The organism is Pseudomonas sp. SMN11, assembly GCF_052041945.1.
GTDB lineage: Bacteria > Pseudomonadota > Gammaproteobacteria > Pseudomonadales > Pseudomonadaceae > Aquipseudomonas.
In genome coordinates, this window is record NZ_JBKGGW010000005.1 from 156,535 (window position 1) to 179,048 (window position 22,514).

The following is a 22,514-nucleotide window of genomic DNA, read 5'->3' on the forward strand; positions in this document are numbered from 1 at the left end:
TAATCATGAGTAACTACGCCGGAAACCAGCTCGACGAAAAGCAGATGTCCGTTTTCCAATGGTGGGTAATCACACTCTGTTTTGTAATCAATATGCTGGATGGTTTCGACGTTCTGGTGATGGCCTTCACTGCCTCTTCTGTAGCCGCAGACTGGGGGCTCAACGGCCTGCGACTTGGCTATCTACTAAGCGCTGGTTTGGTCGGCATGGCAATCGGCTCACTGTTCATTGCTCCCTGGGCTGACCGCTTCGGACGTCGACCGCTAATACTTGTATGTGTAGGCGTAGCAGGGTCAGGCATGATCGCATCTTCCCAAACTACCGGCCCGGAAATGCTTGCAGCTTTCCGTTTCGTTACCGGTCTGGGGATTGGTGGCATCTTGGCCAGCAGCTATGTCATCGCGGGTGAATACGCTAACAAGCGCTGGCGAGGACTAGCAATCAGCCTGCAATCAACCGCCTACGCGCTTGGCGCTACCATTGGTGGGCTAATCGCAGCAAAAATGATCCCTGCCCTGGGATGGAGATCTGTCTTTCTTTATGGCGGCTTCGTCACCCTCGCTACGCTTCCCGTGCTGTTTATGTGGCTGCCGGAATCGCTCGCATTTTTGATGTCGAGCAAGTCTGAAGGCGCAATTAAGCGTATCAACCACCTGCGCCTCAGAGTAAAACTTGCACCACTCAGCGAAATGCCTGCGTCCAGCCATATTGAGCGCCCATCACTGCGCGCATCATTTGCTCAGCTGTTTTCTCCTGCCCTGTTACGCTCAACGCTGCTGATTTGGGCCTCCTTCTTCCTAGTCATGTTCGGTTTCTACTTTGTCATGAGCTGGACACCAAGATTGCTGGTCACTGCTGGGCTTTCCAACGAGCAAGGTATCACCGGAGGAGTGCTACTCAATGTAGGTGGCATCTTCGGAACAGCGCTTGTTGGTCTATTGGCCGCTCGCTTCCGTCTGTCTAGGGTGCTGATGGTCTATCTCCTGGCCAACGCATTGCTACTTGCGGTGTTTGTAAAGTTTACAAACACGCTGAACTTAGCATTCGTCATGGCTATCTTGATCGGAATCTTCGTCAATGGTTGTGTCGCGGGGCTATACGCATTAACACCCTCTATTTACGACGCAAGCCAGCGTGTGACTGGCCTGGGTTGGGGCATCGGCATTGGCCGAGCAGGCGCAATTGCCTCTCCTCTTGTGGCTGGGCGCTTGATCGACGCACAGTGGACGCCTTCCGACCTCTACATGCTGTTCGCAATGACATTCGTTCTCGCCTCTATCGCTGTCACGCTGCTGAGAATAAGCCCACCCGCTCCCCTCCACTCAGCAACAAGCCTCTGAAATACCAAAAATAAAACAAGAAGGTAAATCCGATGCGACGTTTTCCCGATTGCTTGCCGCTAATTGCGCTGGGCGTGCCATCGCTTTGCATGAGCACTTCTGTTTCAGCAGCTTTTTTTGAAGACGGTTCTGTTGCTTTGACCACCCGAAATTATTATCTCGATCGAGACTACAAAGGGGACTCGCCTGTTTCCGCGGTCCGTGAGTGGGCGCAAGGTTTCATTTTCAGAGCAAACTCAGGCTTTACAGAAGGTCTCGTAGGCTTGGGTTTGGATCTGACGGGGATGTTGGGTGTGAAGCTTGACTCTTCACCTGAGCGGTCAGGTACTCAACTCTTGCCTATAGATCCTCAGACGCGTAGAGCAAAGAACGAATACTCGGAACTCGGCATGGCGGTGAAAGCGCGGGTCTCAAAGACCAATCTCTCTGTTGGCACACAGCTTCCTTCGCTTCCCGTAATTACTGCCAGCCCTGCCCGCCTGCTGCCGCAGACGTTTAGAGGTGCGTCGATAACTAGCTCGGAGATCGAAAACCTCACGATCCAAGCTGGGCGGATGGATCGAGTCAATCTGCGTGACTCAACAAACAATCAGCCCATCGCTATGGCCTCACCGAACGGACGATTCCGGCCAGGTGTGTTTTCTGATCGCTTCGACTATCTGGGGGGCGATTATCGCGTATCAGAAAACTTCACAGCACGCTATTACCATGCAGAGCTTGAAAATATCTATGAACAAGACTTCATTGGAGGCATGCACTCCATTGCCGTTGGCCCCGGGAAATTAAAAACCGAATTGAGGGTGTTCGATAGCCGAGACAACGGGCGTGCAGAAGCAGGCAAGGTGGATAACCTTAACGCCGGCCTCACCATGAGTTACCAAACTGGCGGCCATACATTTGGCGTGGGCTATATGCATCAAACCGGAGATACGGCCTTCGCTTACCTCGCTGGGGGCGAGCCCGTCGTCCTTAGCGATGGAACGATGAGCGCGGATTTCGTGAACCCAAAAGAACGAACGATGCTTTTGCGGTACGACTACAATTTTGTAGCGATGGGCATCCCAGGACTAACAGGTATGGTTCGATACCTAAGGGGAACAAACATTGACCTACCAAATCTTGGGGGGCGAAATCTTACAGAATCGTCGAAAGACCTAGAGCTTTCCTATGTAGTACAGTCAGGGCCGGCCAAAGATCTAGCACTACGTGTCCGACATGCCTTTTACCGAAACAATCTAAGCTCTGCCGCGACCTTTCGAGACGATAACGAAACAAGAGTCAACATAGATTATACAATTAGATTTTAACTCTTAAGCGGTGCATCTCAAAAATCCATATCACAAGTTTCCACACAGAGAAATTAATCCCTCACAACAACTTAAAGAAAGCTCATTCAAAGCGAGCGCCTGGGCCCGCTTTGAATGACTTCGCCGCCCAGGCTGTTTGCGATATCAGCCTAGATCTCGGGCGCTAGGCAATTTCGTGCAGAGACATAGCTGATGCAAATCCCTTTACCTCGATGAGTTTTGATTTCGAAGGGGGCGCGCATGGCGGCGAGAAACTTTCGCAAGTAACATACCTGAACATCAATTATCTTGGTACCTGGGTCGAAGTCGTACCCCCAGACATCATTGAATATGACTTTTCGACTAACAACCTCTCCCCTATGGCGTACGAGTAGCGCCATGAGTCTGCATGGTGTCGGTTTCAGCAAAAGGCGTTGGTCGTTAATATGTACGACATGTTGGCGAACGTCCACCGACAACACAGCGCCACAAGCGGAGGCTATCTCTAAACTTTCGGAGTCGCTATACACATAGCTCGAATGAGAAGTCATGGTGGTAGCTAACCTTCAGAAACGCGTACATGCCGGGGCACTGGGGCGAAAACTGGCGCGCCGGCACATGTAGTCAGCGCGTCAGACCTTCGCACTAATCTGCTGCCGACACAGGCCTGTGTGAGAAGCAGATTAGCGGCTCTGATTGAAAAGCAATCCCACACCGGTTTTCTGACTGATGTGCTCCATATAGGAGCGCACCGAATCTGGGAAATTGACGGCACTGACGATTGAAAGCGAGCGGAGCACTGGCCACAACGTGATGTCGTTAATCCCTATCGCACTCCTGCTCTCCAGCAGTGGTACCAGAGCCCCCAGCATGGGCTCGATTTCGCCCGCCAACTTCGGGGTAGCTCTGAGCAAAGCCTCTAGGTCACCAAAGGCTTGTTCTTCACGCTGACGATACGCCTCTCGCGCTTCCGGCGTGGCAACCTCTGTAAAGTCACCCTCGACGAAACGGGGAATGAAAAGCTTAAGCGCGGTCGGCCAAACTTCTTTGACCCAAGCGTCCAAGACCTCGTCCTGCGATGCTACCAACGCCGGCGTGCCGATGGCATCGACATAGCGGACGATATCCAGGCTCTCGCCCATACGGGTACCGTCGTCCTTTTCCAGGATGGGTACCGCCTTCTTCCCGATCAGCCGAGTAGGTGTCTCAGCATCACCTTCCATGATGACCTGAAGATCAACCGGTAGGCCTTTGAGCCCAAAAATCATTCGCGCGCGCGTGCAGAACGGGCAGTGATCGTAGATATAGAGTTTCATCACCCTCCTCCATCTAAGGGCATCAAGGCCCTCAGGCTTAGAATTGCACTGCCCGAGTGAGTCCGCCGTCTACCAGCAGGTTCGTGCCGGTTATGAAGCTCGCGGCTGGACTGGCGAGAAACACGACCGCCTTAGCCACTTCTTCTGGAGTGGCCATGCGACCTAGTGGGTTTTCGGCCAGGCACTTGGCAAAGGTTTCAGGTTGCTCACGCTCGATATCGCCCCATACACCATCTGCGAAGTACACATTGCCGGGGGAGACGGAATTGACTCGGATGCCTTCACCTGCATGACGCACCGACAGGGTTTTGCCGTAATGAAGCAAGGCTGCCTTCAGAATGCCGTATGGCTCGGCGAACATGTCGACCTCACGACCGGAAACGCTAGAAATCAGCACGACCGAGGCGGCTCCTGACTGACGCAGCGCAGGCAGTGCAGCTTTTACCATCGCCGCACTCCCCAGCAGGTCAGTGTCGAAAGCACGACGCCAAGTGTCGAGATCATCACCACCGGCCAAGGCACTCACATTCGGCACGACGATATCCAATCCGCCCATTCTCTCCGCGGCCGAAGTGACCCAAGCCGCTACTTGCTCAGGCTGAGTGACATCTACCGCCATACCAAATGCACGAGGACCGAACTCAGCGGCAGCGCCTTCAACACCCGCGACACCACGCGCGCAGAATGCCACCTGCGCGCCCTCCTGAAGAAACAGCTCAACGATCGCTTTTCCGATGCCTCGCGATGCACCGCTGACCAGCACGCGTTTGTCCTTCAAGCCCAGATCCATGGTTTAACTCCTCTAGCAGTTATTGCTACGGCGAGACACAGGGTGCCCCGCCGCACGGATTACTTGCGCAGCTTGTACGCAATAATTTCGTCGCTTGTCCCCGTTTCCATGAAGGCATGGCCCGAGGCCGACACGAGCACGTACTGTTCGCCATTGACCTCGTAGGAAATCGGGTTCGCCTGCGCGCCCACGTTCAGGACGTCTTCCCACAACACCTTACCGGTGGCGGTGTCGATCGCACGGAACAGGTTGTCGGTGGCCGCGCCAACGAAGGTCAAGCCGCCTGCGGTCACCACCGTGCCGCCGTTGTTAGGCAAGCCGATATTGAGCGGCAGGTGCGAAGGAATGCCGAACGGGCCATTTCGGCGCGCGGTGCCCAGCGGCTCATCCCAAACGGTCTTGCCCGTGTCCAGGCTAACTGCACGAATCCCACCATACGGTGGTGCCGAGCATGGCACGCCGGTACCCCAGTTCCGCCATCCGGCATTCACGCTGATCGCATAGGGGGCATTAACTTGTGGGTACACAGAAGCACCACCCTCACCCTTGCCAGACTTGCTACCAGCCTTGTTCAGCGCTGTCTCATCCACCTTCGGTGCGTAGATCGGCTTGAGTCCCATCTCGTTAGCCTGATCCCGCGGGATCAGTTGGTTCAGATTGGGGATGTCGTTGTAGTTCGCGATTATCAGGCGGCGCACCGGGTCAATAGCAACCGAGCCCCAGTCCGAACCCCCGTTGTAGCCCGGGTATTGAATCCAAGGACGATCTACCGAAGGCGGCGTCAGGTAGCCCTCATAGTTAGCCTGGCGGAACTGAATCCGGCACATCAGCTGGTCCAATGGCGAGAAGCCCCACATGTCCGCCTCGGTCTTGGGAGCCTTGCGCAGGGTGTGCCACTCGGATGTCGGCTGGGTGTCGGCCAGGTATTGAGGCTCGACCGAGCCGCCCTTAGGCGCCTTCACCTCACCGACCGGGGTCAAAGGTTCCCCTGTGGCACGGTCGAGGATGTAGATATCGCCCTGCTTGGTTGGCAACAGCACCGCTGGTACCGGCTTACCATCCTTGCCCGGGAAATCGAGCATGGTCGGCTGGCTGCCGAGGTCGTAATCCCAAACATCATGACGAATCGTCTGGAAATGCCAGACGTCCTTGCCGGTCTTCACATCGACCGCCACAAGCGAGTCGGAATATTTGTTCTCGGCTTCGCTGCGATTGGAACCGTAGTAGTCGATCGAGGAGTTGCTGATCGGGAGGTAAACGTAACCAAGCTGCTCGTCTCCCACCGCCGCTGTCCACATGTTGGGAGTTCCGCGCGTATAGGTGCTGCCCTCGGCAGGCCCATGGACATTGTCCTGATTACCCAGGTCCCAAGCCCAGGCCATTTTACCGGTGACCGCGTCGTAGCCGCGAATCACACCAGAGGGCGCATCCTCATCCTGGCCATCGCGAATCTGCGCGCCCGTCACTACCACGCCATTAACGATCGCGGGCGGTGCTGTGACTGCGTACCAGCCCGGGACCCTCTTGCCCAAACCTTCCCAGAGGTCAACCGAGCCATTCTGACCGAAGTCCTTGCAAGGCTCGCCGGTGTGCAGGTCAACGGCGATCAGTCTTGCGTCCAGCGTGGCTTCGACTACACGACTGCGGCACTGGGCGGTCTCCGGTAACTGCGGAGCCGTATAAACCGCCACCCCGCGACAGGCTGCCGCGTGGGGAATAGCCTGATCCGCTACGCCCGGATCATGTCGCCAGTTCTCTTTACCAGTGGCTGCGTCGATCGAGATCATGATGTTCTTGGCTGAGCACATCAGCAGATCGTTTCCGACCTTGACCGGTGTGGTTTCCGGCGAGTACCGACTGCCTGGGTTAGGTAGATCCCGGGTGTGATACACGAACGCGCGCTCCAGGCGCCCCACGTTCTCCGGAGTGATTTGCTTGAGCGGGCTGAAACGCTGGGCGTTACGGTCACCGCCGTAGAATGGCCAATCGCTGCCGACCTGCGGCGCGTCTTGTGCTTGAGCAAATTGCACCTGAAGGGCGCAAGAAATCGCGAGGGCAAGTGCGCCCCCGCTTTTGACGGAAGTAAACATTACGAACCTCGTTACGCAGCAGTGCGGACAGCGCGGCGGAGCGCCGGCGACAGACTCAGAATCAGCAACAGGATGACTGTCATGGCCACCAGCCGTGGCACCAACCCCCACCAATTGAGTCCGACCTCCCAAAGGGCCCATATCACGGTGAGCCCCCAGATCACGCCGAACAGGTATAAGGCGCTACGACGTTGTCGCCACAGCAAGACGGCGGTCACCACACAACCTGCACCTGCCAGACCGTAGTACCAGCTCCCTCCCAGGGCCATCAGCCAAACCCCGCCGCCGAACAGAGCCATGCCAAACAGGGCAAGCGTTAGGGCCAGCACAACGATTGCCAGCCGCCATTTCCTGCCCAGACCAGGCCTTGCCTGGTCGTTGTTCAGGGACACACCACTACGTTGATTCATGACGCTACAACTTCCTTTCTTTCAAGTAATTCAAACCACCGCGTGGTTGCTAGGTTCAGCAAATCCAATCGGACGACGGGTACAGAACATCGAGAGGACCGCACCAACCACCAGCAAGGCGCCGACCACCACAAATGCCAGAGCGAAGCTCCCGGAGCCCGCTACGACATAACCGGTCACGATGGGTGCAAGCAGGCCAAAGAGGTTGCCGACAGCAGTGATGAAGCCTGCGGCGGTACCGACGTCGTCCTCGGACCGCACCAGGTCGTTGACCAACGAGAGGTTCAGGGAAATCGCCGACGCGCAGGTGGCCAGGGACAGTGTGATCACGAATAGAATCGCCCAGGTGCTATCGATTGCCGGCACGAAGAAGATCACCGAGGATGCGAGGAGCACGCTGGCGACGACCATACGGCGCTGACCGGTTTCTGCCGCACCTGGACGCATCGCCTTATCGCTCAACCGGCCAATGACAATGGCGAGAATCGCGGCGCCTAGATATGGAATAGCGGTATAGATGCCACTCGACATCACCGTCAGGCCTTTCTCGGCCTGCAAGTAGCTCGGCAACCAAGTAAGGAAAAAGTAGGTAGCGTAGACCGCGCAGCCGTGGGATAGAGCAATCGCCCACATGCTGCTGGAGCGCGCCAAGCCCTTGAGGCCGAGCGACACAGGCTGCTCCTGCCCGACAGTAGACGTGGCGCTACCCTGCGCGATTTCCGCGCGCTCGGCATCGTCTAGCCAAGGTGCTTTCGAGGGATGGTTGTACCACTTCAACCAAGCGGCCAACCAGACGAACCCCAGCGCACCAGCCACGACGAAAGCAATCCGCCAACCAAATGCGCTGATCAGCCAGCCAAAACCAATGGCGCCAATGGCGGGGCCGACGAGACTGCCGCTGTGGAAAACAGCTGTGGCCATGCCTCGCTCTTTGAGCGGCATCCATTCGCGTATGACCCGCGCGCCGGCTGGGTAGGTAGTGGCTTCGCCCATACCCATGATGAGCCGGCAGCTAAGCAACGAGATAAATCCGGTCGACAATGCCGTGCAAGCAGTTGCCACGGACCACACCCCGATCCCATAGCCATTGACCTTTTTCGGGCCAAAGCGGCCCACCAGGTAACCCATGGGAATCAGGGCCAGGAAGTAGAGCCAGACGAACGATGAGAACAAGTAACCCATCGCAACCGGTGAGATATCGAACTCTTCCTTGAGTACCTTGGACGCCACCGAGAGTGATACCCGGTCGACGTAGTTGATTAATGTCAGGGTGAAGAGAAACGCGTAGATCCAGACGCGCTTTTTCTTCAGAAGACTGGTGTCTTTTTGCATCGCCATCACCTTGTAGTTATTGGGACGATCCAGGGAAGAGAACTAGATTTGCTGGCGGCGAAAGCCGCTCACGACGCCCGGGCAGGGGGCATTGTGTTGTGAGCGGCCATCGCACGACTGCTTCGGGCTCAGTTAACCCAACCAACGTTGGATATTCGCGACCATGACGTCTTTGGAGATGCCATAGCGATCATGAAGAGTCGGTAACGCGCCTGCGTCCAGGAACTGGTCCGGCAGCGCAACATGACGTACTTCGGGTAGAACGCGGGCTTGCAGCAGCGCCATTGCAATCGCCTCTCCCAAGCCACCAAGCTGAGTGTGGTTCTCGGCGATGACCACCAGCCGGCCTTCTCGGCGGCACTGCTCTACGATGGCCTGCACATCCAGAGGCTTGATCGTTGGCACGTGTAGAACGGCCGTGTCGATCGTGCTCTTCGCCAGCTCATCAGCCACTTCCAGAGCACGCATGGTCATCAAGCCCGAGGCGATGATCAGCACATCCTTTCCATCACGCAGTAGCTTGGCTTTGCCCAGCTCGAACTTGTAGTCGTATTCATCCAGGATCAGCGGTACTCGTCCGCGGGGAAGACGCATGTAAACCGGGCCATTGTGCTCAGCGATCGCCGCCACGCATTGCTCGGTCTCCAGTGCATCGCACGGATCGATGACCATCATCTGCGGAATGGCGCGCATCATCGCCAGGTCCTCGGTAGCCTGATGACTTGGGCCGTAGCCGGTGGTCAGGCCAGGCAACGCTGCGCAGATCTTCACATTGAGGTTTTCTTCAGCGATCACCTGGTGGATGAAGTCGTAGGCGCGTCGCGTAGCGAATACCGCATAAGTCGTGGCGAACGGGACGAACCCCTCCTTTGCCATCCCACCAGCAGCAGCCATCAACAACTGCTCGGCCATGCCCATTTGCAAAAAACGCTCAGGGTATTTCTGGGCGAAGATATGCAGGTCTGTGTATTTGGCTAAGTCAGCAGTCATCCCAACGACGCGTGGATTCTTTTGTCCTGCCTTGATCAGAGCATGTCCAAATGGCGCTGGGGTGGTGCGCTGCCCTTCACTCGCGATCGATGCGATCATCGAGGAAGTCGTGAGCTTCGGTTTTGCGGGGGTGGCGGCAGTCACTGTTGGCTCCTTGGGGCGTAGATCCCATCCAGGTCGTTGATCGCTTGCTGCCACTCATCAGCTTCAACGCGAATGAAGTGGTTCTTGTCGCGTGTTTCCAGGAACGGCACGCCTTTGCCCATCAAGGTGTCAAACAAGATGACTCGTGGTTTGTCGTCAGGAAGCGACCGGGCCTGGTCAAAGGCATCGATAACTGCCTGCAAATCATTGCCGTCGACACGCTGCACATGCCAGCCAAACGCCTCCCACTTATCCACCAGTGGTTCAAATTGCAGGATGTCGTGTGATGGGCCATCAGCCTGTTGACGGTTGATATCGACCAGATTGATAAGGTTGGAGAGTTTGTGATGCGAAGCCGACATTGCGGCCTCCCATACTGCCCCCTCATCCAACTCGCCATCGGACATGGAGTTGTAAACGAAGGCTTCACTCCCCTTCATTCGCAGTCCCAGCGATTGGCCTACAGCAATCGCCAATCCTTGACCGAGAGAGCCGCCAGAGATTTCCATCCCCGGCGTATAGGTGGCCATGCCAGACATAGGCAGTCGGCTATCGTCAGACCCGTACGTCTCAAGCTCTTCCTCGGGCAGTACACCGGCTTCGAGCAGCGCGGCATAGAGCGCGATTGCATAGTGGCCGTGAGAGAGCAAGAAACGGTCCCGCCCTTCCCACTCGGGGTCGGTCGCTCGGATGTTCATAGCATGGCAGTAAGCAACAGCCAAAACGTCAGCCCAACCCAGCGCTTGACCTACGTAGCCTTGCCCTTGGACTTCGCCCATTCGTAGGGCAAAGCGTCGGATGCGCCAGGCATGTTTCGACAGTCGGGCAAAAGGCGTTTCAGCCTGCCCATTAAAACTCTCGGTCATCTTGTCCTCCGTTAGTGACCTAGGTGATTTGGACGCACTAATGCAAAGCATTCATCTCGCGTCATCCAAACAGAGCAATCCATTGATGTTCATGTAAAAATGCCAACGCGACAAAAGGTTTAAATTCGCCAACTAATGAACAGGATTCACCAATGAACTGGATCAAGCGGCTTCCTTTGCCATCCTTGCGAGTTTTTGAGGCCGCTGGTCGCACTTGCTCATTTGTCGAGGCTGCAAAGGAGCTGGATCTCTCACCTAGCGCTGTCAGCCATTCCATCCGCAAGCTGGAATCGGCCACTGGAGTAGTGTTGTTCACACGCAACACCAGGCACACGGCCCTTACCAGTGACGGGGCCGCGCTGCTTGAGCACGTGCAGCGGGGGTTTGGAGAAATGAATCGGGGGCTAACCCTGGTGACGAGCGAGCCCTCCATGCCATTGCGACTGCACACAGCTCCAACCTTCGCGAGCCAATGGTTGGTGCCGAGACTGGCCGGCTTCATGAGCAAGCACCCTGGCATTGAGCTTCGCATATCGGCTAGCACGGACTACGCCACCTTCGAAGATGACGATTTCGATCTTGATATTGTTTACGGAGAGCCACTGCACTCCACACACGAGATCACTCCACTGGCGATTGAGGAGCTGACCCCTCTGTGCAGCCCTTCACTGGCTAGTGAGTTGACATCTTCGCAGGACTTATACAATCAGTTACTCATCCAAAGCGAGGGTCAGTCCGTCCAATGGAAAGGTTGGTTTGCCGCCAACAGCATGCCCATACCAACAAGCTTTGGCTTGGCATTTGACCGAAGCTCCATGGGCATTTCCGCCGCGGTTGATGGGCTCGGGGTGGTATTGGAGTCGACGTTATTGGCAGAGCGAGAACTGGCAACCGGCAAACTGGTAGCGCCGCTGCGTGAAGTCAGCCAGTCAGTGCGATACGTGGCGCACCGTCTTGTCCACCCTCGCCGTCCACGCCAGCAAGATGCCGTTGCACAATTCAAAAACTGGATATTCAATGAGCTTCGACTATCCGACGCTGCAATATCACCGCCTCAAAGCGAAACTTAAAGTGCTAACTCATCCTGCTTAGGGCCTATGCCAGGTTACAAGCCTGGCACATTTCGTGTCCTGAGAAGTCAATTACTCCGAAAAATATCTAATCTATTCATGATCCATTTCAGCAACTCTTCTCCACCTACAGACAGAGGTCTTTTTCGCTTCACCAGCAAGCGAGCATAGACGTTCTGAAAGAGAGGATGATCGATGGTCCGGGTCACCAGCTTCCCTGAAAGCATATCATTAATAGCCGAAAACTCTCCCATCATAGTAATAGCATCCCCTTTCATCACATAACGGCGCAGGGCAACTAAAGAGTTTGTTAAAAGCACTGGTCTGAACGGAATGTTTTCGGTATGAGCCACGAGTTGTATCGCCTGCCCTAGGCCAAACTCAACAGGCATGCTAGCCAATGGGTAGCGCACTATGTCTTCCAGAGCAAGTGGCTCACTCAAGGTGGTTAGAGGGTGGTCCGCTCTCATCAACAAGCGAACTGGCTGTAAAGAAGATGCTCGGTACTCGACATCAGGATGAGCTGGAGGATTATAGGCGAGCCCAAAGTGGGCATTGCTCTGTGCAACCGCCTCAAGAACACTATTAACAGGCAATACGTCCAAAGTGACCCTGATCCCAGGATAAACCTCTGAGAATTCAGCCAAGGCGTTATCGATCAACGGATCGATAAACCCCTCGCTGGTCACAATGCGGATCTCACCCTCCCGCAGCCCCTTCAGCCCTCTCAGGCGATCCTCCAACTGTTCCTGCTGGGCTTGGCACCCGCGCCAGAATTCGAGGAGCAAATGGGCAGCTTCTGTAGGAGCAACACCACGAGCCTGCCTCTCAAAAAGAACAGCACCTACCTCATCCTCTAAAAGCTTGATTTGCCTAGTAATTACTGAGGCCGCGGTATTCAAGTTTTCGGCTGCCCCGCGCACCGAACCACTCGAAAACACCTCAAAAAAATAGCGCATTCTGCGCTGATTTAGGTCTTTCATCTGTCGCCCTGCCCACCAATGGTGCCGTTGCTCACAGGGCAACGGTATCACGAAAAAGTTGCTATTGCTCGTCACACTCTACCCGGTGAAGATGATCCCCACCTGACCGAACCAGGCGGAGAAAAATAATGAACAACCACCAGACCTGCACCGAAACTCTTCACCGCGCATATCGCAAGATTGATTGGCGACTTCTACCGTTCTTAGTAGTGTGTTACATGATCGCTTACCTTGACAGAGTCAATGTCGGGTTCGCCAAATTGCAAATGCAAAGCGACCTCGGCCTTTCAGACGCCGCTTATGGCCTAGGCGCGGGAATATTCTTCATTGGCTACGCCCTTTTTGAAACCCCGAGCAATTTGTTTCTCCCCAAAATCGGCGCTCGCATAACATTGAGCCGAGTCATGCTTCTTTGGGGATTGACTTCAGCCTCAATGGTATTTGTGACAAGCGAGATGTCCTTCTACGTCCTTCGCTTCTTACTTGGAGTTTTCGAGGCAGGTTTCGCCCCCGGCGTGATCTTCTATCTAACTCTGTGGTATGGACGCGAGCGAATGGCACGAGTTATGGCGATCGTTATGATAGCCGGCCCACTTGGAGGAATGTTTGGCGGCCCGATATCTACTTGGTTAATGACTGAATTCGCCGGTGTTCACGGCATGGCTGGTTGGCAATGGATGTTTCTCATTGAGGCGTTGCCAGCAGTATTCTTGGGCTTGCTCGCGTTAAGAGTTTTAAGTGACAAGCCAGCTGATGCGGGCTGGTTGACTCCTGAGGAGAAAAAAGCGCTCAGCTCTCACATCGATAGCGCCCCAGGGCAGGACCACTCGTTCGGCCAAGTGCTGAGGAACTGGCGAGTTTACTTGATGGCTTCCGGCTACTTCTGTCTTATCTGCGGTATCTACACCATGAGTTTCTGGCTCCCTTCCATTATTAAGGAGTCAGGTGTACATGACACCACGACTATCGGGCTCTACTCCGCCATACCCTATGTTGGCGCGATGATAGGAATGCTTGTCCTGGGAAAAACCTCCGACCTATTCAACGAGCGTAGGTGGCACTCTGCGGTACCAGCGCTCATTGGAGCTGCATGCTTGGTGGGATCCGTGCAGTACAAAGACAACCTAGTAGTAGCACTCACCTTCCTGACTTTAGCGACATCCATGATGTGGGCAGCATACACCGTGTTTTGGGCGATTCCCGCACAACACCTCAAAGGGAACTCAGCTGCGGGAGGTATTGCGGTGATAAACACAATCGGCCTGCTTGGAGGCTTCTTCAGCCCAACGTTAATAGGCTATGCAAAAAGTGCAACGAACGACCCCAATGCAGGCCTCATGCTGATGGCGGCCATCTTGATAATCGGCGCCGCCCTCTTGGCCTTACACCGACCAGCGCAACACGCATCTGTAAATTTCGAAGAAAAGCAAACCGCTTAACGCCTCAGGAGTAGCAACTGCCATGAAACCCAGAATTCTCGTAGCAGGGTTCCAACATGAAACAAACACATTCGCACCTTCTAAGGCGGGCTACGAAAACTTTGTAAGAGGAGAAGGATTTCCTCAGCTAGTGCGAGGAGACGACGTACTTGCACTGAAAGACGTAAATATTCCAGCGGGCGGCTTTTTGCTTGAGTCGCATGATCTCGGCTTTGAAGCTGTACCTGTGATTTGGGCAGGTGCCAGCCCATCTGCCCACGTCCTGAAGGAAACATATGATCGGATCGTCGGTGAAATTGTAGATGCAGCAGCAGAGGAAAGCATTCAGGGCATTTACCTTGATCTGCATGGCGCGATGGTCGCCGAGCATACTGATGACGGTGAAGGCACCCTGCTTAAGCGACTGCGAGCAGTAGTGGGTCCAGATCTGCCCATTGTTGTTTCGCTCGATCTCCACGCCAACGTAACTAATGCGATGGTTGAGTTCGCAGACGCGATGGTTGCCTATAGGACATATCCTCACGTCGACATGGCCGAGACCGGGAAGCGAGCTGCTCAGTTAATGGCGCTTCGCCTGGAGAAAGGCAAGTTGCAACGATCCAGCCGACGCCTACCATTCCTGATTCCGATTAACGGGATGTGCACACTGCTCAATCCTGCGAAGGCTCTCTACGAACAAATTTCAGTACTTGAAAGCGCGGAGCTTTCGCTGTCGTTTTCACCAGGGTTTCCTGCGGCCGACTTTGAGGAATGTGGCCCAGTGATCTGGGGGTACGGTACAGATGGAGCGATGCTTGAGGATGCAGTTGAGACTCTCTACAACATGATTACCGAAGACGAGCACCTGTGGGAGGTTCCCTTCCTTGATCCTGACGAAGCTGTAAAGCAAGCAGTCAGCATTGCGAGAACGGCTACCAAGCCTGTCGTCATCGCGGACACTCAAGATAATCCCGGCGCCGGCGGAGATTCAAACACCACCGGGATGCTCAAAGCGCTCCTTAGAAATGGCGCATGCAATGCAGCCATGGGACTGCTCTACGACCCGAGCGCGGTACAAGAGGCGGTAAAAGCTGGGGTGGGCTCAAGCATTCAAATAGCCCTTGGCGGGCAGTCAGGGGTTGAAGGTGACTCCCCATTAGAGGGTACGTTCGAAGTAATGCATCTTTCTGACGGCCGCTGCCGTTTTGCAGGACCGATGATGCATGGCATGGAAGCGAACCTGGGGCCCGTAGCATGCCTTAAAATTGAGGGCATCCTTGTTGCTGTTAGTTCGAGCAAAAGCCAGATGCTTGATCGTGTCCTGTACCGTACCGCAGGAATTGATCCTGAGGCAATGAGCATTCTGGTCAACAAAAGCTCTGTGCACTTCCGGGCCGACTTTGAGCCAATAGCAGAATGCGTTTTTGTTGCCAAAGCCCCTGGCCCAATGGTTGCCGACCCTGCCGATATGCCTTGGACGCGACTCCGCAAGGGCATTCGACTGAAACCAAACGGGCCGGCGTTCAGCGGTTGATATAGACGTGAGCGCTTGCGTTTAAGCAAGCGCTTCATCACCTAATGCCGCTGAGCCTCTCTACCACTCAGCGCTGACTGATAAACCAAGTCGCTGCAAACCTCGAAACCATAATCGAGGCAGCACCACCATTCCCGCAAAATAAAAACTTGCAGAACACTGCCATAATCTATCGGGGAAAATCATATGCAACTTAAGAAAACAACTGCATTTTTAATCGCGATCAGTGCGCACAGCAACCTGTCTCTCGCAGATGAAACCTCACAACACGCCAACGCTTTCCGTTTGAACCCCCTCAACGCCCAAGACAAGGCGATCGGTTCTTTTGAAGGTCAGAGGCTGTCTGGATTTACCAGAAACTGGTATTCAAGAGAGCGCTCTACCGGCGCCGCTATTTTTAAGTACAACAACGGTGACGGCACAAGAACCAATACTCACAGTCGAGATACATGGGTCCAAGGTACCTTGGTTGATTACACTTCTGGCTTCACAAAAGGAACCGTCGGCTTCGGCCTCGAACTGGCCGGATTTAATGTGGTAGCCCTTGAACGAAGCAAGCGCTCAGTAGCAGGTCCTAACAACCGCACCCTGACGGACAGCGATAGTGATGTTGTCGACCAGTGGAGCAAACTCGGCATCGCAAACCTGAAAGCTCGAATATCAAACACCACTTTAGTTGCCGGCCGCCAGAGCATGGCTACTCCTGTACTGGCAGACTACAACAATAGAGTATTGCCATCAAGCTTCGACGGAATCAGCATCACATCAAAGGAGTTTGAAAATCTTGATTTCACACTAGGGAGCTTTGATCGCGTTTCACCAAGAAACGAACAAAGCTTAACTGGGTTTAGAGGTAAATACGGTAGCGCAGCTGTCGAGTCGGGTAGAGTGAGCATTGCAGGCCTTACCTATCGAGCGACATCATCTCTGTCAGCCAGTGCATTTTCTTCACAAATGGCGGATATCTGGAAGCAGCACTACGTAGGCCTAACCCACACCGCGGGCTCCTCCAAAACTCTGGGCGTTTCGACATCCATTAATTACTACAAAACCTCTGATGCCGGGAAAGCCAAGCTTGGAAAAATTGATAACCAGGCCTACAGCCTTGCATTGACAGCTACCCACCTCGCCCATAGCCTCACACTCGCTTACCAGCAAGTTGATGGCAATGAGTATTTTGACTACATCAATGAAACATCAGCCAACTATTTAGCCAATGCCCAGTATTCTGACTTCAACGGCCCCAACGAAAGGTCTAGTCGGGTCACATACGCACTCGACATGTACGGCAATGGCTTCCCTGGCCTAAAACTGAGTATCTACACCGCGCGGGGCTGGGGGATCGATGGCACCCATTATCAAGGTAGTGGGTACAACGTTAAGAATCTCGATGGGGAGCATCATTACGAGCACGGGGTGGGTGCATCCTACGTCGTGCAAGCTGGACCTCTAGAGGGTAGCAACCTCAAGGCCTTCTACTTCGCTCACCGAGGAAGCAAAAATCAGATAGATGGTCGTGTGAACGAGCTGCGAATCATCACAACGGTGCCATTCGAACTGCTCTGAGCCTTCACTAAGCTTGGTGAGCATTTGGTTCCCAGCGCATCAAACCCACAGCACTATAAGAGCCGGCTCATCTGCCGCACCCGAAGGAAGTCTAAGAGGGGTACCCTGTTGGTTTCCTTCAGCATCGAGGCAGGGGCTTTCCCCCCTGCCCTACTGCTGACGTCTGTAGGGCCATTAACCCACCCAAGACTCCACTTCTTGTGCACCGTACTCCTGCTTCCACTGCTTGAGCAGCTTGTGATTTCCACCTTTCGTCTCTATTAGCTCGCCGTTGTGCGGATTACGGTACACCTTCACCTCCCGAGCCTTACGGGAGGTCTTTGCCGGCGCCGCCGTGGGCGCACGGCGTGCAGCTTGTGGGTCCAAGATATTAATGACGTCTCGGAGGCTAACTCCGTATTTCTCCAGCAAATCCCGAAGCTTTTTCTCAAATTCGATCTCGCGTTTCAACGACTCGTCGTTCTTCATGGACTCAAGCTCAGCCAGCTGGGCAGCCAGGGTTTGCTCAAGCTTCCGGAATTCGGCCAATCTCGACATCGTGATATTCCTTTTGTGTGTGGTTGCAGCAATCTGGTACCCAGAGATTTTCACAGCTCATTGCGATTCGTACAAGTTTGGATTACGTAACTGAATCCTTGACGGCCTGGAGTACCATGAAGATTCCTTCATCCGATTGGTCCGAAGATAGGAAACCCCAAGCGAGAGCGCCCAACATCCAGCATTCGGCCCCACCAACGAACCTGGTAAATTTTCTCATCCTTACAATAAAGAAGTTGACCTTGCCCGGCTTTCTTCTACGATTAAAAAACCATCAGTTGAACAGCCGGTGACAACCATGTCTTTCTTTGCATTCATTGACTTTACTTCACGCAACGCAGGGAGGGATGTCTCCGAAGTATATATTAAAGAGAATAAGGATTTTGTGCTTTTACGACAAACACTCCGATCAGGACGACTTCCGTTGACAATGGAAGCAGAGCACCAATATTACGCCGAACTCTCAGAGCGCCCAGAGACGACAGCGGTAGGGCTTTGGCAACAAGTTGACTACGCTATAGGATTTGAAATAAAAGACTTGCGACAACTTGGAGGATTCAAGACCCACCAGATGAATCGCAGGCAGATCAGCCTTAAACTCGACCTTCCCTGCCCCGCAATTACTGAAATGAATATCAAAACACATTATCAGCATTTGGATTCAATATGGAGGGTGCCAGCGACCGCTTGCGGAGGTTTCTTAGAGGGAACCTACACCGAAGTCCGACACCTAGAATCCCCATGGCCTTCAGAGCTACAAAACATTTTTCTAGTCGTCAAGCAACAGCATGAGCTAGAAAAACTGTTGAGCGACATACAATTCATGGATGACAAAGGCCTTATAGAACCTGAGAACTATAAAGTTATCCTAAACGAGGTAGACGGCACGACAAAGGGACAGTACAGCAAATTCGCGCAAGAGATTGCGTGCGCAAAAAATAATTCCGTTGACCCATGGTACGCCGACCCAACCCAGGAAGGCGACGAAGCTCAGCTAGAAAAGTTCAGACTGGCAATTGAGCATACATTAGAAAAGCACGCCAACAACGACCCACACTTCAGTACAAATAGTGAATATGGCGATTTCGACACAACTCACCTATGGCTTCTTGACAATCGACAACCGCTGACCCGGGCCCTGCACCGTGAGGCGGCAATTACGATTACGGATGAAGGTCGCTATTTGGTTTCAATAGACGAATTTGATTTCTTCATGCCTTCCGACCCAGAGGAAGACGATGACATATCTGCAATATATCATCGTTTCGCACTGATGGAAGAGCTAGCTTCAACCCTTCAATCTAAAGGAATCCACTGCGATTACTTTCATTCCTACGGCGAAACCTCATCGGACACAACGCACCTCTCAGGCACAGATCACAACTTTGTTCCTTTTGAGCCATAGCCCCAGTGAGCTAAGACACCAGAAATCCAGAATGTGCCGCCTGCTGTTGCCTCCACCTGGGTCTGACTCAGTTACCCTTCTGTCCCTAGCCGCGCAGGAGTTTCAAGATAGCGATTCTCGCTCCTTAGACTGTCGTGATAGACCCTCAAGAATGCCGTGAATCTGATCGTCATTCAGCGCGTGCTTTGGAACGAACTCCATCCCTAGCGGGATCGCTCCCGGAGGGCACAGCAATGCCCCTTTCCCTTCTCCGAAATGATGACGCATGAAGTTTTTGAGCAGGCTGAAATCAGGCAACGCGTAGGCTGTCCTGAAAATAGAAAGGTCGCAAACCAGGTTGCCTAGCATTACCCATGCATGACCATCCCATGTGGCATTGACGACCTCACCCTCGTAGGTAGCCCCTGGGATATTCCCTCGGCATTCGAAGATAAAGTGGCCGTCGATTTTCAGATCACCGAGGATCACTACAGCCTCGATGCCAACCGACTTGAGGATGGCGACAAAACCGGTGCTTACCATCACGCACGAACCGAATGCAGGCGGAATTGCCTCCAAAGTCTGCTTTGCGGCTTGGGTGATGAGCGAAGCATCTGCAATCTTATTGGTTGCGAACTCCAAATACGCGTCATGGCCACGATCACGGGTAATGATGTCTTGCAGTGTTAAGGTCATGATAATCCATTAATTTCTGTCAAGCGGCGACTGAGCATACACGCAACGTGCTGTCAGTTGCGCCGCCCTGCGAATGCGACCTCCTTAAACACAGGGAATAATGTCCGCCCCCCTACGGCACAGCCTGCCCCTTTCGAGATCGGCTTGAACCTCGATTTCGAATACACTCAGCAGATCAACCGCACTGCTCGCCTTCCCGGGGGCTAGCATTTAGCGTCGACTCCGCAACCGAGGTACGCTTGATGAAGACGTTCGTTGGTCCGCTGCCGCCAGATGATCCGCTGATGAAGCAAGCTCTGGATGCCCTGAAGGCCTATCACGACTCCATGACCGCAGGCGAACCTGCGGAAATCATTGAGCAGCACAAGCTGAGGGCTGAAGATCTTTTTCAAGCGATTTCTGATTACTACCAGCGTGCGATGGGCTCAGTATCTGGCACCCTCCACTGATCAAGCCACAGTGACCCCCATGGCTCAATCCGCGAATGCGCTCAGAGGTACCAGAAATCTTGCTCCCCCTCACATGCCGGGGAATGCGTCGATCTTGTACTCCGAAAGCAAGTCATCCACTGCTCCGTATACCCTCGATTCGTAGATCATTTCCAAATCAGTGAAACTGAGAGCCACGGCGATTTTCATCGCCTCCAGCTCTAGCAAAGCGGGATCAAATGGCCACACCTGGATTCTGCTTACGGTTTGGTCTCGGTAGTGGAAATTTTCAACTAGCTCAAGTTCATCCTTCATTCGAGCCCACATCTCCAGCGACACGCCATACGTTTTCTGCGCATGGTCACCGATCATCGTGTGTTCGGAGAGGAAGCTATCTGCGACCAACACAAGTCCGCTCGGGTCTAGGCCCCGCACAAAGTGGTCCGACAATCTCGGACTGGATACTAACGCTCTCAGGTAACGGATTGGGTGAGGAGGATTGTGTTGATCAAGGAACTCCTTGACCTTCTTCACAAGCTCCTGATTGTTGGCCATGAGAAGGTTGGGACATTCGAACATGCGGTACCTCAATCGTCTTTTTGGCGCTCAAGGGTGGTCACTACCTCGGCGAGTAAATCTTGATCCTCCACGCTGACCATCTCGCAAGGCGCCCGATTTCCAAGCTCTGGGAGTGGAGTATGAAGCCACTCAGCAGCAGCTTGAATGTCCCCACGAAAAAGCTCGCATGCGAGCTGTATTGTCCGCGCCGCGTTAGCTACCGCTACCTTGTCATCGCGTTTATCCATCCGCTCCAATTGAGCTTCAAAATCCGCGCAGCGGTAGAGCGTAGTCATCTCTGAGCTTTCCCACACGCCATCGGGTTCGTCAGAAAAATAGGTCGTGGAGTCGGTGAAAAAGACGATGCGTGAGGGATCCCCATCACCAGGGTCGTGACTACAAACCTCTAGAAGCAGACTCAACTCCCAAGTTGGTAGCGGATTTCTAGCATCATTCCACACTGGGCACATGAAATAGATGTCACCCAGCCTGACGCCTCCCCATTCGGCTGAGACGAAACGCTGGAACTCGTAAATATCATCAATCAAGATCATTTGAGTATCGATATCATCAACTTCATCGGACACCGAATGCTGTGAAATATAAAACCATGGCTTAGGTGCAGACTGCATGACCATCCTCCAAGAACGATGACCTCTTTGAACTGCTGCCAGAATACTTTTGCGCTCTAGCTCAGGATGAGTAAAGAACATGTGAGCCTTCCTCTGCTGACGAATCTGAATCTAGCGTTACGCAGGATCGGCTAGTCTGCAAGGCGGACAGAGCACCCTGATCCAACCTTGATTACCTCGCGCGAGGGTCCCCCTATTCCCACAATTCTCACAAGTGACATATGACATCCACATGATGGCGTCCAATGCGCCTCGACAGTAATCATCTGGCTCCACCAACGTGCAGTGCAAAATTCCATACTTTTGTTTTATGTATTGAAAAGCGATAGGCCGACGCGTACGCCTGGACTGCATTTCCAATGCACTGCACATCGCGACTACCAAAGTGCTCCAGCCGTTACCACACTCTATGCCCCACGACTGCTTTTGACCAAGATCGCCATCCAGCCCGAACAACTGTGCGTACCGCGATAATATTTCATGTTCAACATCAAAATCCATGCACACCTCCACCGCTCACCCCGTGCAGGGTAAATAGCATTAACACTTTTTACGAAAGCTTAATTATATATGCCGAGCAGGCGAACGACGGGCGCGACAAAGCCCCACAACAGGCACGAAACATATACGATTCATTTCAGGCTACCAGAAGAAGTTGGGAATGCAAGCAGAAATTTGACCCTATAGGGTACTCCCAAAGATTTTAGCAATCTGGCTATATACTCGGTTTTGCGGATCAAAAGCAGCATGACCCCTGACGAAGAGCAGCTAGCCAAGGCGTTTGGCTCAGCGCTTAAGACAATCCGACTGCGGCGGAGCCTGTCACGCCGCCAGCTGAGCGAGCTGGTGAGCGGGGCGACATACCTCGTAGCGCTGGAGCGAGGCGACAAGCAGCCCACCATCGGCAAGCTTGCTGAGATTGCTCACCACCTTGAGATCCATCCTCTGACACTGCTGATGCTGGCCTATCTGATCAAGGATGGCGCAGATCCCGAGCAGCTCATGGTCAGAATGCGGATGGATTTGACGAAATTTATGATCTGGCCTGATGCGGAATCGGAGATAAGCTGAAGGTTTCCAGGCAAGCCCCGAGCCATCAGGTAAATCTTTCGATTACTTAGTCGCCGGCATGTGGGAAACATAC

The 22,514-nt window shown here is 53.8% G+C and carries 22 protein-coding genes; 9 read left to right on the top strand and 13 right to left on the bottom strand.

All coding sequences use genetic code 11. The features are described from left to right. Nucleotides 1-5 precede the first annotated feature (5 nt). Both ACLEJU_RS07610 and ACLEJU_RS07615 read left to right on the top strand, forming a co-directional pair. Nucleotides 6-1,340: an MFS transporter gene (locus tag ACLEJU_RS07610; protein WP_435421482.1), complete on the top strand. Its 1,335-nt coding sequence runs from the start codon at nt 6-8 to the stop codon at nt 1,338-1,340. Nucleotides 1,341-1,372: 32 nt separating this feature from the next. Further along, nucleotides 1,373-2,647, top strand: coding sequence for an OprD family porin (locus tag ACLEJU_RS07615; protein ID WP_435421481.1), 1,275 nt, complete (start codon nt 1,373-1,375; stop codon nt 2,645-2,647). 149 nt (nt 2,648-2,796) lie between these two features. Here ACLEJU_RS07615 and ACLEJU_RS07620 read toward each other — a convergent pair whose 3' ends face one another. From ACLEJU_RS07620 to ACLEJU_RS07655, 8 genes are all read right to left on the bottom strand, one after another. After that, entirely contained in the window at nt 2,797-3,177 is a 381-nt protein-coding gene (locus ACLEJU_RS07620) for a winged helix-turn-helix domain-containing protein (protein ID WP_435421480.1), read from the bottom strand. Nucleotides 3,178-3,309: 132 nt separating this feature from the next. Then, nucleotides 3,310-3,942: a glutaredoxin 2 gene (gene grxB / locus ACLEJU_RS07625; RefSeq protein ID WP_435421479.1), complete on the bottom strand. Its 633-nt coding sequence runs from the start codon at nt 3,940-3,942 to the stop codon at nt 3,310-3,312. Between the two features lie 37 nt (nt 3,943-3,979). Next, a complete protein-coding gene (locus ACLEJU_RS07630; protein ID WP_435421478.1) occupies nt 3,980-4,732 on the bottom strand; it encodes an SDR family NAD(P)-dependent oxidoreductase in 753 nt (250 codons plus the stop codon). A 59-nt stretch (nt 4,733-4,791) separates the two neighbouring features. Further along, nucleotides 4,792-6,822 carry a pyrroloquinoline quinone-dependent dehydrogenase gene (locus ACLEJU_RS07635; protein ID WP_435421477.1) on the bottom strand — a complete coding sequence of 677 codons (2,031 nt, stop codon included), beginning with the start codon at nt 6,820-6,822 and terminating at the stop codon, nt 4,792-4,794. A gap of 11 nt (nt 6,823-6,833) precedes the next feature. Then, nucleotides 6,834-7,232, bottom strand: a complete 399-nt coding sequence (locus ACLEJU_RS07640; protein WP_435421476.1) for a glucose dehydrogenase — start codon at nt 7,230-7,232, stop codon at nt 6,834-6,836. Nucleotides 7,233-7,262: 30 nt separating this feature from the next. Further along, nucleotides 7,263-8,564: an MFS transporter gene (locus ACLEJU_RS07645; protein ID WP_435421475.1), complete on the bottom strand. Its 1,302-nt coding sequence runs from the start codon at nt 8,562-8,564 to the stop codon at nt 7,263-7,265. 132 nt (nt 8,565-8,696) lie between these two features. Continuing rightward, nucleotides 8,697-9,653, bottom strand: coding sequence for a transketolase family protein (locus ACLEJU_RS07650; protein WP_435421578.1), 957 nt, complete (start codon nt 9,651-9,653; stop codon nt 8,697-8,699). A gap of 41 nt (nt 9,654-9,694) precedes the next feature. Next, on the bottom strand, nt 9,695-10,564 hold the full coding sequence (locus ACLEJU_RS07655) for a transketolase (protein ID WP_435421474.1): 870 nt from the start codon (nt 10,562-10,564) through the stop codon (nt 9,695-9,697). A gap of 152 nt (nt 10,565-10,716) precedes the next feature. Here ACLEJU_RS07655 and ACLEJU_RS07660 point away from each other — a divergent pair, with 152 nt between their 5' ends. Further along, the gene (locus tag ACLEJU_RS07660; RefSeq protein ID WP_435421473.1) at nt 10,717-11,634 is read left to right on the top strand and encodes a LysR substrate-binding domain-containing protein; all 918 of its coding nucleotides are present in this window, start codon (nt 10,717-10,719) and stop codon (nt 11,632-11,634) included. Nucleotides 11,635-11,702: 68 nt separating this feature from the next. Here the strand turns inward: ACLEJU_RS07660 and ACLEJU_RS07665 are convergent, their stop codons facing one another. Then, the gene (locus ACLEJU_RS07665; RefSeq protein ID WP_435421472.1) at nt 11,703-12,617 is read right to left on the bottom strand and encodes a LysR family transcriptional regulator; all 915 of its coding nucleotides are present in this window, start codon (nt 12,615-12,617) and stop codon (nt 11,703-11,705) included. A 128-nt stretch (nt 12,618-12,745) separates the two neighbouring features. Between ACLEJU_RS07665 and ACLEJU_RS07670 the strand changes: the two genes are divergently transcribed. The 3 genes from ACLEJU_RS07670 to ACLEJU_RS07680 all read left to right on the top strand — a co-directional run bounded on the left by ACLEJU_RS07670 (nt 12,746) and on the right by ACLEJU_RS07680 (nt 17,135). Beyond that, a complete protein-coding gene (locus ACLEJU_RS07670) occupies nt 12,746-14,056 on the top strand; it encodes an MFS transporter (protein ID WP_435421471.1) in 1,311 nt (436 codons plus the stop codon). A 22-nt stretch (nt 14,057-14,078) separates the two neighbouring features. Further along, complete coding sequence (locus tag ACLEJU_RS07675) at nt 14,079-15,569, top strand: M81 family metallopeptidase (protein WP_435421470.1); 1,491 nt, start codon at nt 14,079-14,081, stop codon at nt 15,567-15,569. Nucleotides 15,570-15,755: 186 nt separating this feature from the next. Further along, on the top strand, nt 15,756-17,135 hold the full coding sequence (locus ACLEJU_RS07680; RefSeq protein ID WP_435421469.1) for an OprD family outer membrane porin: 1,380 nt from the start codon (nt 15,756-15,758) through the stop codon (nt 17,133-17,135). Nucleotides 17,136-17,309: 174 nt separating this feature from the next. Here ACLEJU_RS07680 and ACLEJU_RS07685 read toward each other — a convergent pair whose 3' ends face one another. Next, complete coding sequence (locus ACLEJU_RS07685; RefSeq protein WP_435421468.1) at nt 17,310-17,672, bottom strand: histone-like nucleoid-structuring protein, MvaT/MvaU family; 363 nt, start codon at nt 17,670-17,672, stop codon at nt 17,310-17,312. 298 nt (nt 17,673-17,970) lie between these two features. On the opposite strand from ACLEJU_RS07685, the gene ACLEJU_RS07690 reads away from it, so the two are divergent. Then, on the top strand, nt 17,971-19,077 hold the full coding sequence (locus ACLEJU_RS07690; RefSeq protein ID WP_435421467.1) for a DUF4427 domain-containing protein: 1,107 nt from the start codon (nt 17,971-17,973) through the stop codon (nt 19,075-19,077). A gap of 102 nt (nt 19,078-19,179) precedes the next feature. Here the strand turns inward: ACLEJU_RS07690 and ACLEJU_RS07695 are convergent, their stop codons facing one another. Beyond that, a complete protein-coding gene (locus ACLEJU_RS07695; protein WP_435421466.1) occupies nt 19,180-19,752 on the bottom strand; it encodes a hypothetical protein in 573 nt (190 codons plus the stop codon). A gap of 242 nt (nt 19,753-19,994) precedes the next feature. Here ACLEJU_RS07695 and ACLEJU_RS07700 point away from each other — a divergent pair, with 242 nt between their 5' ends. Then, nucleotides 19,995-20,201, top strand: coding sequence for a hypothetical protein (locus ACLEJU_RS07700; RefSeq protein ID WP_435421465.1), 207 nt, complete (start codon nt 19,995-19,997; stop codon nt 20,199-20,201). 69 nt (nt 20,202-20,270) lie between these two features. Here ACLEJU_RS07700 and ACLEJU_RS07705 read toward each other — a convergent pair whose 3' ends face one another. Together ACLEJU_RS07705 and ACLEJU_RS07710 are read right to left on the bottom strand one after the other, a co-directional pair. Continuing rightward, nucleotides 20,271-20,759, bottom strand: coding sequence for a hypothetical protein (locus ACLEJU_RS07705; protein WP_435421464.1), 489 nt, complete (start codon nt 20,757-20,759; stop codon nt 20,271-20,273). A gap of 8 nt (nt 20,760-20,767) precedes the next feature. Then, the gene (locus ACLEJU_RS07710; protein ID WP_435421463.1) at nt 20,768-21,451 is read right to left on the bottom strand and encodes an antitoxin Xre/MbcA/ParS toxin-binding domain-containing protein; all 684 of its coding nucleotides are present in this window, start codon (nt 21,449-21,451) and stop codon (nt 20,768-20,770) included. 666 nt (nt 21,452-22,117) lie between these two features. On the opposite strand from ACLEJU_RS07710, the gene ACLEJU_RS07715 reads away from it, so the two are divergent. After that, nucleotides 22,118-22,441 carry a helix-turn-helix domain-containing protein gene (locus ACLEJU_RS07715; RefSeq protein WP_435421462.1) on the top strand — a complete coding sequence of 108 codons (324 nt, stop codon included), beginning with the start codon at nt 22,118-22,120 and terminating at the stop codon, nt 22,439-22,441. Nucleotides 22,442-22,514 lie beyond the last annotated feature (73 nt).